The organism is Sphingobium sp. TomMM15 (assembly GCF_055397045.1).
The window spans coordinates 790,239-803,735 of the sequence record NZ_AP027315.1 but is presented as its reverse complement, the minus strand read 5'-3'; the positions used below and the strand labels follow the sequence as shown (position 1 = coordinate 803,735).

The following is a 13,497-nucleotide window of genomic DNA, read 5'->3' as shown; positions in this document are numbered from 1 at the left end:
CAGTCCTCAGTTTTGATTATCAGGCGCTGACCTGAACTTCGCTGATAAGGGCCAATAACTGCTGAGCATGTTCTTTTCTGCAAATGAGCAGGTCAGGCAGATACACATTTGCCTGATTGTAGATCAGCGGGCTGCCATCAATTCGCGAGCAGTGCAGGCCATGCGCCTTCGCCACGGCGACAGGTGCCATACTGTCCCATTCATATTGGCCGCCGGAATGCAGGTAAATATCTGCCTGCCCCAATATCACCGCCATCGCTTTCGCGCCGGCCGAGCCCATCGGAACAAGCTCGGCACCCAGCTTTTCCGCGACCGCGACAGCTTCGGCGGCCGGGCGGGTGCGGCTGACCACCATGCGTAGCTTTTCGGGTGCAGGCGGGATCGGCTGCGGCTGATCCGACCGAACTATTGTACCCTTCCCTTTTCCGGTCAGGTCAAGGCCCGGCAGCGCTACAGCGCCGATCTCCGGCTGCCCATCGATCGCCAGACCGACATGGACCGCCCAATCGGATCGCTCCTCGCCATATTCGCGGGTGCCATCGACAGGATCCACAATCCAGACGCGGCTTTGGCTCAGCCGCTCGGCATTGTCCTTCTCTTCCTCAGACAGCAACCCGTCCTCGCCCCGTTGTTCACGCAGGGCGTGAACAAGGAATTGGTTGGCCGTTTGATCGCCCGCCTTGCCCAGCGCCTTGGCGCTGAACATGCCGCTGGCGCGCACCTCAAGCAGGATGCGCCCGGCGGTTTCGGCAAGATGCGCCGCAAGGTCGGCATCGCTCATCCCGCCGCTCATGGGATCAGCCTGGCTACGATGGCGTCGGCCGCTTCCTCGGCGGTCATGGCCGTTGTGTCGATGCGGATTTCCGGATCCTCTGGCGGCTCATAGGGGCTGTCAATGCCGGTGAAGTTCTTGAGATCCCCGGCACGCGCCTTCTTGTAGAGGCCCTTGACGTCCCGTGCCTCTGCTTCAGCAAGCGGCGTATCGATGTGCACCTCGATGAACTCGCCCGGCTGCATCATCTGCCGCACCATTTCGCGCTCCGACCGGAAGGGCGAGATGAAGGCGGTAATGACGATCAGGCCCGCGTCGGTCATCAGCTTGGCAACCTCGCCCACGCGACGGATATTCTCCACGCGGTCGGCATCGGTGAAGCCCAGATCCTTGTTCAGGCCGTGGCGTACATTGTCGCCATCCAGCAGGAAAGTGTGCCGGTTCATCCGCGCCAGTCTCTTTTCCACCAGATTGGCGATGGTCGACTTGCCCGCGCCAGAAAGCCCGGTGAACCACAGCACGGCAGGCTTCTGGTTCTTGAGGCCCGCATGGAACTCACGGGTAACGTCGGTCGCCTGCCAGTGGACATTCTGCGCCCGCCGCAGCGAGAAGTGCAGCATGCCCGCCGCCACGGTGGCGTTCGTGATCTTGTCGATCAGGATGAAGCCGCCCAGCGTCCGGTTCTGCTCATAGGACTCGAACACGATCTGCTTATCGGTGGACAGATTAGCGACACCGATGGCGTTGAGGTCCAGCGTCTTGGCCGCCAGATGCTCCATCGTGTTGACGTTCACCTGATATTTCGGGTGCTGCACCGTCGCGGTGACGGTCTGCGTCCCGATCTTCAGCCAATAAGGACGGCCCGGCAGCATTTCCTCGTCAGCCATCCACACGATGGTGGCTTCGAACTGGTCGGCAGCCTGCGGAGGATTGTCGGCCAGCGCGATGACGTCGCCGCGCGAGCAGTCGATCTCGTCGGCAAAGCAGATCGTCACCGATTGCCCCGCGACAGCCTGATCCAGATCGCCGTCCAGCGTCACGATGCGGGTGACGGTGCTGGTCTTGCCCGAAGGCAGCACGCGGATCGCATCGCCCGGCTTCACGGTGCCGGTGGCGATCAGGCCGGAAAAGCCACGGAAGTCGAGGTTCGGGCGGTTGACCCACTGCACCGGCATGCGGAAAGGCTTTTCCGCGTCGGTCGCGCTGTTGACTTCGACGGTTTCCAGATGCTCGATCAGGGCCGGGCCCTTGTACCAAGGCGTGTTCTCCGAAGGGCCAGTAATATTGTCGCCCTTGAAGCCGGAAATCGGCATCGGCACGAAATGCTGAATGCCGATCGAGCGCGCGAATTCGGTGTAATCCTTGACGATACCGTCATAGACCGCCTGGTCATAATCGACCAAGTCCATCTTGTTCACCGCCAGCACGATATTCTTGATGCCGATCAGGTGCGCCAGATAGCTGTGGCGCTTCGTCTGCGTCAGCACGCCCTTGCGCGCATCGATCAGGATGACGGCGAGATCGGCGGTCGATGCGCCGGTCACCATGTTGCGCGTATATTGTTCGTGGCCGGGGGTATCGGCGACAATGAACTTGCGCTTTTCGGTCCCGAAGAAGCGATAGGCCACGTCGATCGTGATGCCCTGCTCGCGCTCGGCGGCGAGGCCATCGACCAGCAGCGCGAAGTCGATTTCCTGGCCCTGCGTGCCGACCTTCTTGGAGTCCGCCTCCAGTGCCGCCAGCTGATCTTCGAAGATCATCTTGCTGTCATAAAGCAGGCGGCCGATCAGCGTGGATTTGCCGTCATCCACCGACCCGCAGGTGATGAAACGCAGCATCGTCTTGTGCTCATGCACCTTCAGATATTCGTCGATATCCTCGGCAATGAGGGCGTCGGTCTTGTAAATGGGTTCGTCGAGAGTGTCGGTCATGTCATCTGTCCCGTCATGCCAGCGCAGGGTGGCATCTCGTTGATCTGAAGGAAGGTTCTGCCTCGGGGCCTCAAATCCCGGCTAACGCCGGGATGAGGGCAGAGGTCAGAAATAGCCTTCCTGCTTCTTCTTCTCCATGCCGGCGCCGCCCGCATCCTTGTCGATGGCGCGGCCCTGACGCTCGGAGGTGGTGGTCAGCAGCGTTTCCTGGATGACTTCCGGCAGCGTCTTCGCTTCGCTTTCGACAGCGCCAGTCAACGGATAACAGCCCAACGTGCGGAAGCGGATCGATCGCATCACCGGCGTCTCGCCTTCCTTCAGCGGGAAGCGTTCGTCATCGACCATCAGCAGCATGCCGTCACGCTCGACGGTCGGGCGTTCCTCGGCGAAATAGAGCGGCACGATCGGCACATTGTTGAGGTGGATATACTGCCAGATATCCAGCTCGGTCCAGTTGCTGATCGGGAAGACGCGGATGCTCTCACCCTTGTTCTTCTTGGCGTTGTAGAGGTTCCACAGTTCCGGCCGCTGGTTCTTCGGGTCCCAGCCATGCGAGGCGGTACGGAAGGAGAAGATGCGCTCCTTGGCGCGGCTCTTTTCCTCGTCACGGCGTGCGCCGCCAAAGGCTGCGTCGAAGCCATAAAGGTCGAGCGCCTGCTTCAGACCTTCGGTCTTCCACATGTCGGTGTGCAGCGCGCCGTGGTCGAACGGGTTGATCCCGCGCTCCTGCGCTTCCGGATTGTGATAGACCAGCAGCTCCATGCCGCTTTCCTTGGCCATGCGATCGCGCAGCTTGTACATTTCCTGGAACTTCCAGGTCGTATCGACGTGCAGCAGGGGAAATGGCGGCGGCGAGGGATAGAATGCCTTGCGGGCCAGATGCAGCATCACCGCGCTGTCCTTGCCCACGCTGTATAACATGACTGGCTTTTCAGCCTCGGCCACAACCTCTCTCAGAATATGTATGCTCTCCGCTTCCAGGCGCGCCAGGTGGGTGAGCGTTTTTGTATCTGTCATCGTCTTGTCCAGCCTTTCGCAGACCCAGATGACAGAAGGCGCGAATCATCAAACCTCCCAGATGGGAGAGAGATATTTCTTCCATTGCCGCACGACGAAAATTTAATCAGCGGCAAGAGCGCGAGCCGACTTTTCAGGCATTTTGAGGCGACGCTTCGTCTTCACCCAACCTCAGTTCCACCTCATAGCCAGAGATGATCCGCTCCAGTGTTGTGCAATAATCGCCAAGGATGTCAGGCAGCGGTCCCCAATTTTCAGTCTCGTACTCAGGGAGTTGGATCAGCACCTCCCTCCGCATCATGCTGATCGCAGCGCCGATCACGACCTGATTAATCTCGATATAAACGTTCAGGGCCACAGCGGGAGGAAGCCCCCTCGCCTCCAGCATCGTGAGCACCCTCTGCGAATAGTCGAACGAATGCTGTTCGGGTTCTTTTCCAATCAGATTGGTGATGAGGTGAGGCAGGGACCGGAAGAGACGATAGGTAACTGTCGCATGTTCGCGCAATATATCCTGCCAACTCTGTCCTTCATCCTTGATCAGCGCTTGCCCTACTAGACGCTGTGCCACGAGTTGCAGCAGATGTTCCCGCCCCCGCACATAGCCATATAGCGTGGCAACACCGGTATTCAGCCTTTCGGCAACCAGACTCATCTCCAGCTTGGCGATGCCGACCTCGCAGGCGGCATCGACAATCATTTCCAGCGTCAGCCTTCGGGGACGCCCTACCGTCCGTTTCGCCTGCCTCGGCATTCCGCTCTCCAAATTCGATTTCAACGCGATTCTAGCGCGCCTGTTTATATTGACAACGATTGCTTGCGCTCCTGCACGAACCGATTGTTCTAAGGGTAGATTATATCGATCGCCTCGTCTCGGCGGTCAGGCGTATCCGCGCGCCACCGCACCGATCCGGTCGGCCGTTCGAGGCGCCGCCGTACCCGCCCCTCGCCGCTCCCCATGTGGAAGACATTAGCGGCGTCCTCGATCTGGCGGTCGCTCATCGTCATACGATCGCGCTGGTGCAGATAGTCTCCCCAGGTCGGACAATGATAATGTTCAGTCCAAAGTTCAGGATCGGCGATGTCACGCGCCACGGACCAGCCAAAGGCGCCACTCCGGAGGCGGGCGCTGCGCACCTTCTGCATCGCGGCATAGAAGTCGCGCGCCTTGTCAGTATCTACCCGATAATCGATTTCCACGACTATGGGACCACTGCGCGAGGTCAGTGCAAGGCCAACCTGCGGCTGATGACTGAGAATGCTTTGTTCCAATCCATCGGGGAGCGATCGCGCCAACGGAAAGACGAGACCGAGAATGGTGCTGAACACCATCGCTGCCCCCGACATCATCATCGCTTCACCTGTTCCTAGAGCGGTGGCTACCGAGCCCCACAGCCACGCACCCAGAGCGAGCCCACCCGTCAACGCCGAGCCATAGCAGGCAAGCGCGCGCGCCGTGACCCAGCGCGGTGCTGACATTTGCACAGCGACGTTGAACTGCGCGACCAGGATCATCCAGGCAAAGCCCGCAACCAGCAGTGCCGCGCAAGTCAGAAGGGTGTAGCTGCTGATCCCGGCGAGGATGATCATTGCGCCCAGCAGTATCGACAGCAGCCGCGCAGCCTGCTCAGGCCGCAGACGCCGACGCACTAGATCAAGCCCGGTGGCGCCCAGCACCGCGCCCACGCCATAGGCGCCCAATAACAAGCCATAGGTGCTTGCCGACCCGTGCAGCAGGTCCTTTGCGATCAAAGGTGTGAGTGCGGACACTGATGCCCCCGCCAGACCCACGACATGTGTGCGGATAAGCACGACCCGGATTGGGGGCGAATGCACCGCATAGCGCACGCCCGAGACGATCGCCCGATCGATCCTTTCCGGGGGCAAGCGCGAAGGCTTATGTTCCCGCTGCCACATCAGGAAGGCAAGGATCAGCGGCAGATAGAAGAAAGCGTTGGCCGCAAAGGCCGCCATTGCGCCCAGCGAGGCAACGATGATGCCGCCGATCGCGGGGCCGAAGCTGCGCGCCACATTGTAGCTGATCGTGCCGAGGGCGATCGCGGCAGGCAGATGCTCGCCGCTTACCTGCTCACCGATCGAGGCTTGCCAGGCAGGCCCATATAAGGCGACCCCCGTGCCGATCAGGAAGCAGAAGAGCAGCAATGTCCAGGGAGAGAGCAGTTCCGCACCGGCAAGCAGCGTGAGGCAGATCGCCATCAGTGATGCGAAGACAAGGCCAGCCAGCGCCACCTTGCGCCGGTCGAACATGTCCGCGATCGCCCCAGCGGGCAACGCGACGAGCATCAACGGCAGCATGAGGGCCGTTTGGACCAGCGCCACCATCTGCGGCGACGAACTCAGCCGCGTCATAAGCCAGGCCGCACCGACGCCTTGTATAAGTTGCCCGAAGTTCGAAAAAAGGCTGGCGATCCAGATTGTGCGGTAGGTCCGCTGGCGCAATGGCTCCAAAAGGGCGAAGCGGCCCGCCCCTGAAGTCGCGGTTTCAGCTGTGGTTACGGCCTTGTCGCTCATCTGCCTTAGTCTCGTTTCACGCTGAACACTTGTCTTGTGCGGCACAGAAACAGAATATTGCTGAACGTCCTGGAGTTTTCCAGCAAGGGTTTCGATTTAGATAGACTTATGGCTATCAGGCAGCCGGGGGGGCTCACACCAAGTTCAATCGCGACGGAATACAGGGGAGCGCTTTTCGAAGAAGGCAGCGAAAGCTTCCTGTGCCTCTTCGGATTCCAGCATCTGTTCGAAGAGCCGTGCCTCCTCTTCGATCCTGTCGAGCAGCGCGGCAGGATCGCCCTTTAGCAGCCGCCGGGTGACCGCAAGTGCCTTGGGCGGCTTATTCATGAGGGTGGCCGCCTTCGCCCGAGCGTGACCAAGTAGTTCTTCGGTGGGTATGACAGCTGTCACTAGACCTGAGCGGTCAGCGGTTTCGGCGTCCATGGGTTCACCCAGCAACAGCATCGCTGCCGCCTTTGCATGGCCCAGCGTTGCGGGCGCGAGCAGGCTTGAGCCAGCTTCCGGCACGATGCCCAGATTGACGAAGGGCATGATGAAGCGCGCGTCGGGCGCCGCATAGACAAGGTCGCAATGGAACAGCATCGTCGTGCCCACACCCACAGCGAGGCCCTGGACGGCAGCGATCAGCGGCTTGTCGAAGCTCGCAATGGCGCGGATGAATGCGAATGCAGCCGCGCCACCCTGCGGTCCTTGAGTGAAGTCCTTAAGGTCATTGCCTGCGCAGAAGGCGTCACCCTTTCCTGCGATCAGGACAGCGCCGATGTCGCTCCGCGCCGACGCGTCGGCAAGGGCTGCGGTCATGCTGTCGTACATGGCCGCGGTGAGCGCATTCTTCTTGTCGGGGCGATCGATGTGGATTTCCAGGACGCCGCCCTGTTCGATGATTTCGATCCCGTTGGTCATGACCGCCTCCGTTTCCTAAGCCCCCACTAATGTGTCGATCGGCCGGGCGTCTATCCTTTTTCCGTTAGACTGCCTACAGCCCTGGCATGAGCCGTCTACGGGAAATCGCCGACCCCTTCCTGCTGCTGCTGATCGCCATGGTAGCGCTGGCCTCCGTCCTTCCCGCGCGGGGCGAGGGTGCGCATATCGTTGGCATCCTTGCGGACGCTGGCATCGTGCTGCTGTTCTTCCTGCATGGGGCGAAGCTATCGCGCGAGGCGATTTGGGGCGGGGCGATGGCGTTTAAGCTGCATCTGGCGACGCTGGGAACGACATTCGCGCTGTTTCCGCTGATCGGGCTGGCGACGCAGGAGGTGGAAGCGATCCCCGGGCAGATGCGAGCGGGGTTGCTGTTCCTGACGCTGTTGCCCTCGACGGTGCAATCGTCGATCGCCTTCACGGCGATAGCGCGAGGCAATGTCGCGGCGGCGGTGGTGAGCGCGTCCTTTTCCAACCTGCTGGGGATCGTTCTGACGCCGTTGCTGGTGGCGCTGCTGATGCAGAAGAGCGTGGGGGGGACCGGCGGTCTGATCTCCCTGTCGGCGGTGGAGGGGATTGTATCGCAGTTGCTGCTGCCTTTCCTGCTGGGCCATATGGCGCGGCCGTGGATTGGCGGCTTTGTGTCGCGGCACAAGGCGATGTTGGGGCGAGTGGATCGGGGTTCGATCCTGCTGATCGTCTATTCGGCGTTCAGTGCCGCAGTGGTCGAGGGACTGTGGCATAAGGTGTCGCGGGGAGAATTGTTGTTGCTGGCGCTGTTGTCGATTGCGATTTTGGTGGTGGTGCTGCTGTTTACCTGGGGTCTTGGGCGCTTGCTGGGATTGTCGCGGGAAGATGCGGTCGTTCTGCAATTTTGTGGGTCGAAGAAGAGTTTGGCGACGGGGGTGCCGATTGCCGGGGTTTTGTTTCCAGCAAGTGCGGTGGGACCGATATTGTTGCCGTTGATGTTGTTTCACCAGATTCAGTTGATGGTTTGTGCCGGACTGGCGCGGCGTTATGGAAGTCGTGAAGGAAATGGCGAATAGAACGGGATTTTCCGAAGGTCCGTGAGTTGTTGTACATATGTATAAGTATGACGCGGTCATTATCGGGGGCGGGCATAATGGGCTGGTGTGCGCATTCTATCTGGCGCGCGCGGGTTACCGGGTCCGCATATTGGAGCGGCGGCGCGTCGTAGGCGGCGCTGCGGTGACGGAGGAGTTCCATCCCGGTTTCCGCAATTCGGTCGCCAGCTATACTGTAAGCCTGCTGCATCCCAAGGTCATCGCGGACATGGCACTGGCCGACCATGGCTATCGCGTGATCGAACGGCCGGTCGCCAATTTCCTGCCGCAGCCGGACGGACGCTATCTGAAAGTGGGCGGCGGCATCGAAAAGACGCAGGCGGAGTTCGCCAGGTTCAGCGCGAAGGATGCGGCCGCCCTGCCCGCCTATCAGGACGCGCTGGAGGTAATAGCGGGCCTGCTGCGCGACATGATGCTGAAAGCACCGCCCAATGTCGGCGACGGACTGTCCATGCTGACGGCGGCATTGTCGCAGGGGCGGCGCGTCGGCGCATTGTCGCTGGACGAGCAGCGCGACATGCTGGACCTGTTCCTGAAATCGGCGCGCGCCTTTCTGGACGGATGGTTCGAGAGCGAGGCGGTGAAGGCGGCCTTCGCCTTTGACGCGGTGGTCGGCAATTATGCATCGCCCGATACGCCGGGCAGCGCCTATGTCCTGCTGCACCATGTCATGGGACAGGTGAACGGCAAGAAGGGCGCATGGGGCCACAGCGTCGGCGGCATGGGCGCGATCACGCAGATCATGGCGAAGGTCGTCCGCGCGATGGGCGTGGAGATCAGCGTGGAAGCGCCGGTCGAGCGAGTGCTGGTGGACGGCGGACGGGCCGTCGGCGTCAGGCTGGAAAGCGGGGAGGAGGTCATGGCGGCGGCGGTGATAGCCAATGTCGGTCCCAAGCTGCTGTACGAACGGATGATGGACCCGGCCGATCTGCCGCCCGATTTCCGCAAGCGCATTCAGGGGTTCAGGACGGCGTCGGGCAGTTTCCGCATGAATGTCGCGCTGTCGGCGCTGCCGGACTTTGCCTGCCTGCCGGGACCGGGCGAGCATTTGCAGGCCGGGATCATCATCGCGCCGGACATGGACTATATGGACCGCGCCTTTACCGATGCGAAGGCCAGGGGCTGGTCATCCGCCCCGATCGTCGAAATGCTGATCCCGTCGATCATCGACGACAGCCTGGCGCCGCCGGGATGCCATGTGGCGAGCCTGTTCTGCCAACAGTTCGCGCCGCAGCTACCCGATGGCCGAAGCTGGGACGAGGCGCGGGGGCAAGCGGCGGACGACGTGATCGCGACGGTGGACGCTTATGCGCCCGGCTTTGCGGCGTCCGTGATCGCGCGGGACATATTGTCGCCGCTGGACCTTGAACGGAAGTTCGGGATGGTGGGTGGCGACATCATGCATGGCGCGATGACGCTGGACCAATTGTGGGCGGCAAGGCCGGTGCTGGGCCATGCCGGTTATCGCGGACCTGCCGAGGGGCTCTATATGTGCGGCGCGGGCACGCATCCGGGCGGCGGCGTCACGGGCGCGCCGGGACATAATGCCGCGCGCGCGGTGATGAAGGACTTGGCGCTGGGCGGACGGCTATGGCGGCGGAAGCGGGCCGATTGAGCCTGGCGGTTGGGGCCTCGAGTCTGCGCCCAATGGTCAGGCATGAAGGCGCGCGGAGAGAGATTCGCGCGGCACGAGCAGGCGCATGGACCCCGCCAACCCCCAAAATATCTCGAATCCGGCACGAAAATATCGGTTAATGGGCAAAAACACCCCTAGTTGCGGGCGATGAGACAGGTTAAGACCCGTCGTCCACGAAAGGGAGACGATCGATGAACAATACCGAACTCGCCGAAGCAGTTGCAGCCGAGCATGGCCTGACCAAGGCCGATGCCCGCAAATATGTGGACGGCGTGTTTGCCGCTATCGCTGGCGCCGCTGCCAAGGGTGACGAAGTTTCGCTGAGCGGCTTTGGGAAGTTCAAGGTCAAGGATCAGCCAGCACGCGAAGGCCGCAATCCGTCGACCGGCGCAACCATCCAGATCGCAGCATCGAAGAAGCTGACCTTCACGCCCGCAAAGGCGGTCAAGGATCAGCTGAACGGCTAACAGGCCGGGCGCCCCTTCCGGCAAGGAACGGGGCGCCGCGAATGTTACGATTGCATGACGTGCAATCGACATGCCGATCTAAACAATTGTCAGGAGAGGGTCGCGGCGGCAAATGCCGCCCTGCCTTTCAGGCATCCTCTCCTAAAACTCATTAGGCCGGTCCTTTTTGGACCGGCCCTTTTTTTGGCCCGCAGCGCGACGGCCGGTTACTTTCGGCGATGGCGGCGTATTTTGGATGCGTATTCCTCGGTCCTCCCCTGGCGACAATATATAAGATGGTTACGGCCCAAATTGTGGGTAGAGCCGCGTTCAATCAACATCTTCACCCATCATGTCGATAATGAGATGGGACAAGATCAGCCCTCTAGTAAGGGCGCCACAGCAGCGGAACATCAGAAGCGTCCATCATAGGGACAGATATCGCCACACTAAAGAAGTGAAGGTGATTTACATTTGAGTTGAAAGCGCGCAGAAGGTCGCCACAGTTATTCAGTGCGGAGAAGCGTGCCAATGTCTGAAAATTCGCAGCCCGACATCACGACGCTCACAGTTCAGCTTTTGAGTGCGTTTGTCTCCAACAATTCGGTTACGAGCGAGGGGCTCGCCGAGCTTATCCGGACAACCCGGATCGCCTTGACTGAAGATCCGGCGGCGGAGTCTGCCGATGCGCAGGCAGCGACTTACACACCGGCCGTTTCCGTTCGCAAAAGCCTGTCGTCACCCGACCACATCCTGAGCATGATCGACGGCAAGCCGTACAAGACGCTGAAGCGCCATTTGGCGACGAATGGCCTTTCGCCGGACGAATATCGCCAGCGCTACAATCTGCCCAAATCCTATCCGCTGGTTGCGCCCAGCTATTCCGAAGCGCGCCGCGCCGTTGCCACGCGCCTTGGCCTGGGACGCAAACCCGCGACAGCGAACGGCGTGAAGGCAGCCGCACCCCAGCAGGCGAATGCAGGCGACAAAGCCGCGCCGAAAACACCCGGTGCCGCAGCAAGCGCCAAGGCGCCCGCGGGCAAGGCGGCGAAGGCTGCAAAGCCCGCCAAGGCAGCGGCGAAGCCCGCCGCAAAGCCTGCCGCCGCTTCGGCAAAGGCGGCTGACAGCGCGCAGCCGAAGGCGGCCAAGGCAGCACGCAAGCCTCGCGCAAAGGCGGCACCGGCCGGGGCCGAAACCAAGAGCTGACGCTCCCTTCCTTTTCGAGATAATGGACGGGCCGTTGCGGTTGGCGCAATGGCCCGTTCTCGTCAGTCGATGGTCAGTCGTCCGCAGCGGTTACGCGTACCGGTACATGGCCCACCCGCTTGGCGAGTTCAGCTGCATCGGTCAGTTGCAGACGTCCCGAACGCAGGATGACATCGCCACGCCGCCGCATCTGTTGCAGGGTGCGGTTGACGTGAACGGACGTCAGGCCGAGGGCATCGGCAAGGGCGTTCTGCGTCAGCGGCCATGCAAAGCTGCCCTCGCTCACCAGACCGCACAGCGCCAGACGGTCGCGCAATTCCAGCATGAGATCCGCGATCCGTTCCTCCGCGCTGAGGCGGCCGAGGCGCGTGATCTGGGCAAGCAGATAGGCTTCGTCCAGGGCGTGGCTTATTCGATAGGCCTGCTGAAGCGCCGGGGAGCCGATGGACGGCGCGGCGCAGACCGTCAGCTGGCTGAGGGCGACGACGGTCGATACCGACAAGGGGCGGTCATGATGGCAATTGCCGATGAGGTCGCTGGGCAGGATTATGCTCATGATCTGCCGCCGTCCATCGGGCAGGAAGCGCGTTCGAGCGGCCCAGCCATTGAGGATCAGCAGCGGGTTCGAAATAGGCGCGCCCTCCGCGATCAGTTCGCGCGCGGGCTTTAATATGCGGCTGCGCAGGGCGGCATCGGCCAGCGCCGCCTCCGCATCCTGATCGAGAGGGGCAAGCGCGGAAAGCCTGCGGATGGCGGGGCGCGCCGGAGCGGACAGGCGGGTGATGACGGTCATGGCTGGACGACCGGGTTGATGACAGCGCGTTTGCCGATCAACCGCGCCATCGCGAACGGCTTTCTGAACCGGGGCGCATCAATGGACCGCAAGCCGCTTTTAATTGTCATGGATAGCGGCAAGTACTTCATTGGGAATGCCTGTCCCATTTCACCGACCTCCAGAAGCATCGATTTTGCCTGCAAAGGTTAATATGAACGGATGGGAAACGATGTTGGAGGCGAAAGGGTCCACATGTGGTGGTCAACCTGAACCGGTTCGTCTTAAGCCTGCCAATGCAGCTTGGCATTCGCCCGATGGCGTCGCGGGCGATGGAGCATTACCCACGTCAGCACCTGCGCGTCACTGGGGGGCCTGACAAAGAAGCGTCGAACGCGGGGAATTAGGCAGAGTATCGACGGACGCCGTGGGCCTGTTCCAACGGTGGCGCGGTTGGGGCGGTCAGAGACCAAGCTCCCCTTGCCGCGGGCGCACTGGCGCGGATATTGGCGGGGGAAGAGGCGGCTGCATGGGCGGCATGACGGCGGATGCTATCAGAATGCGGGCGAGGCCGGTCAGCGTATAGACGGCCTGCCGCTGTGCGCCGCGATTATGGTGATCGACGCGGTAGCCCTGATAATGACGGCGCAGCAAGCCCGCCGCGACCATTTCCGATACGGCGCGGCTAAGGTTGGTCTTGCCCGAGGCGCGGACGCGCAGCTTCACCTCCTCTTCGACCGCCAGGCTGGCGGCGTCCGGATCGGCGGGCAAGCGCCCCTGTACGGCAAGTTCGGCTCGCACGCGCGCGGTCAGCGCCATGCGGCGGGGATCACGGCCGCCCATGGGGGTCAGCGCGTCGCACAGCCAGTCGCGCAGGGGCCGCAAGCCGCCCTCTTTCGCCACTAACGGTCCTGCGCTGCCGTCCGGGCGCGCCGCTTCGGCAATCAGGGTCAGCAGCATGAAGGCGTAACGTGGCCGCGTGCTGACATGGGCAAGCCGGTCCAGCAGGGCGGACAAATCGCCACTGGAGGAAGAAGGAGGCTTGATCGAACCGTGAAACATAACGGGGATGAATCAAGCACAGGTGGAGGCCAATGTGAATCCCTTGCGTTGGGAATTGGTCGCTTTTGTCGCGAATGACACTTTGCCCGAGGGTAAAGTGTCATTGTTGGCACTTTG

At 61.6% G+C, this 13,497-nt stretch carries 13 protein-coding genes; 5 read left to right on the top strand and 8 right to left on the bottom strand.

Annotated features, from left to right (window positions below; all coding sequences use genetic code 11):
- Positions 1-19 precede the first annotated feature (19 nt).
- The 6 genes from ACZ51H_RS16410 to ACZ51H_RS16385 all read right to left on the bottom strand — a co-directional run bounded on the left by ACZ51H_RS16410 (position 20) and on the right by ACZ51H_RS16385 (position 7,155).
- Positions 20-793: a 3'(2'),5'-bisphosphate nucleotidase CysQ gene (locus tag ACZ51H_RS16410; RefSeq protein WP_460988939.1), complete on the bottom strand. Its 774-nt coding sequence runs from the start codon at positions 791-793 to the stop codon at positions 20-22.
- Positions 790-2,703 (bottom strand): sulfate adenylyltransferase subunit CysN, encoded by a 1,914-nt coding sequence (gene cysN, locus ACZ51H_RS16405; RefSeq protein WP_460988938.1) that lies wholly within the window; start codon positions 2,701-2,703, stop codon positions 790-792. The genes ACZ51H_RS16410 and cysN overlap by 4 nt, the downstream gene beginning before the upstream one ends.
- Positions 2,704-2,808: 105 nt before the next feature.
- Positions 2,809-3,720 (bottom strand): sulfate adenylyltransferase subunit CysD, encoded by a 912-nt coding sequence (cysD, locus tag ACZ51H_RS16400; protein ID WP_460988937.1) that lies wholly within the window; start codon positions 3,718-3,720, stop codon positions 2,809-2,811.
- A 133-nt stretch (positions 3,721-3,853) separates the two neighbouring features.
- Positions 3,854-4,474, bottom strand: coding sequence for a TetR family transcriptional regulator (locus tag ACZ51H_RS16395; protein WP_464803106.1), 621 nt, complete (start codon positions 4,472-4,474; stop codon positions 3,854-3,856).
- 89 nt (positions 4,475-4,563) lie between these two features.
- Positions 4,564-6,252 (bottom strand): MFS transporter, encoded by a 1,689-nt coding sequence (locus tag ACZ51H_RS16390; RefSeq protein WP_464803105.1) that lies wholly within the window; start codon positions 6,250-6,252, stop codon positions 4,564-4,566.
- Between the two features lie 144 nt (positions 6,253-6,396).
- Positions 6,397-7,155, bottom strand: a complete 759-nt coding sequence (locus tag ACZ51H_RS16385) for an enoyl-CoA hydratase (RefSeq protein WP_464803104.1) — start codon at positions 7,153-7,155, stop codon at positions 6,397-6,399.
- Positions 7,156-7,241: 86 nt separating this feature from the next.
- Here ACZ51H_RS16385 and ACZ51H_RS16380 point away from each other — a divergent pair, with 86 nt between their 5' ends.
- The 4 genes from ACZ51H_RS16380 (at position 7,242) to ACZ51H_RS16365 (ending at position 11,546) form a co-directional block, all read left to right on the top strand.
- Entirely contained in the window at positions 7,242-8,219 is a 978-nt protein-coding gene (locus ACZ51H_RS16380) for a bile acid:sodium symporter family protein (protein ID WP_464803103.1), read from the top strand.
- Positions 8,220-8,256: 37 nt separating this feature from the next.
- Positions 8,257-9,873 (top strand): phytoene desaturase family protein, encoded by a 1,617-nt coding sequence (locus ACZ51H_RS16375; protein ID WP_464803102.1) that lies wholly within the window; start codon positions 8,257-8,259, stop codon positions 9,871-9,873.
- A gap of 212 nt (positions 9,874-10,085) precedes the next feature.
- Positions 10,086-10,361, top strand: coding sequence for an HU family DNA-binding protein (locus ACZ51H_RS16370; RefSeq protein ID WP_097093579.1), 276 nt, complete (start codon positions 10,086-10,088; stop codon positions 10,359-10,361).
- A gap of 510 nt (positions 10,362-10,871) precedes the next feature.
- Positions 10,872-11,546 carry a Ros/MucR family transcriptional regulator gene (locus ACZ51H_RS16365; protein WP_464803101.1) on the top strand — a complete coding sequence of 225 codons (675 nt, stop codon included), beginning with the start codon at positions 10,872-10,874 and terminating at the stop codon, positions 11,544-11,546.
- A 73-nt stretch (positions 11,547-11,619) separates the two neighbouring features.
- Here ACZ51H_RS16365 and ACZ51H_RS16360 read toward each other — a convergent pair whose 3' ends face one another.
- On the bottom strand, positions 11,620-12,339 hold the full coding sequence (locus tag ACZ51H_RS16360; RefSeq protein WP_464803100.1) for a Crp/Fnr family transcriptional regulator: 720 nt from the start codon (positions 12,337-12,339) through the stop codon (positions 11,620-11,622).
- Between the two features lie 18 nt (positions 12,340-12,357).
- Between ACZ51H_RS16360 and ACZ51H_RS16355 the strand changes: the two genes are divergently transcribed.
- Positions 12,358-12,531, top strand: a complete 174-nt coding sequence (locus ACZ51H_RS16355; RefSeq protein WP_460988929.1) for a hypothetical protein — start codon at positions 12,358-12,360, stop codon at positions 12,529-12,531.
- A gap of 249 nt (positions 12,532-12,780) precedes the next feature.
- Here ACZ51H_RS16355 and ACZ51H_RS16350 read toward each other — a convergent pair whose 3' ends face one another.
- Positions 12,781-13,380, bottom strand: a complete 600-nt coding sequence (locus ACZ51H_RS16350; protein ID WP_464803099.1) for a hypothetical protein — start codon at positions 13,378-13,380, stop codon at positions 12,781-12,783.
- Positions 13,381-13,497 lie beyond the last annotated feature (117 nt).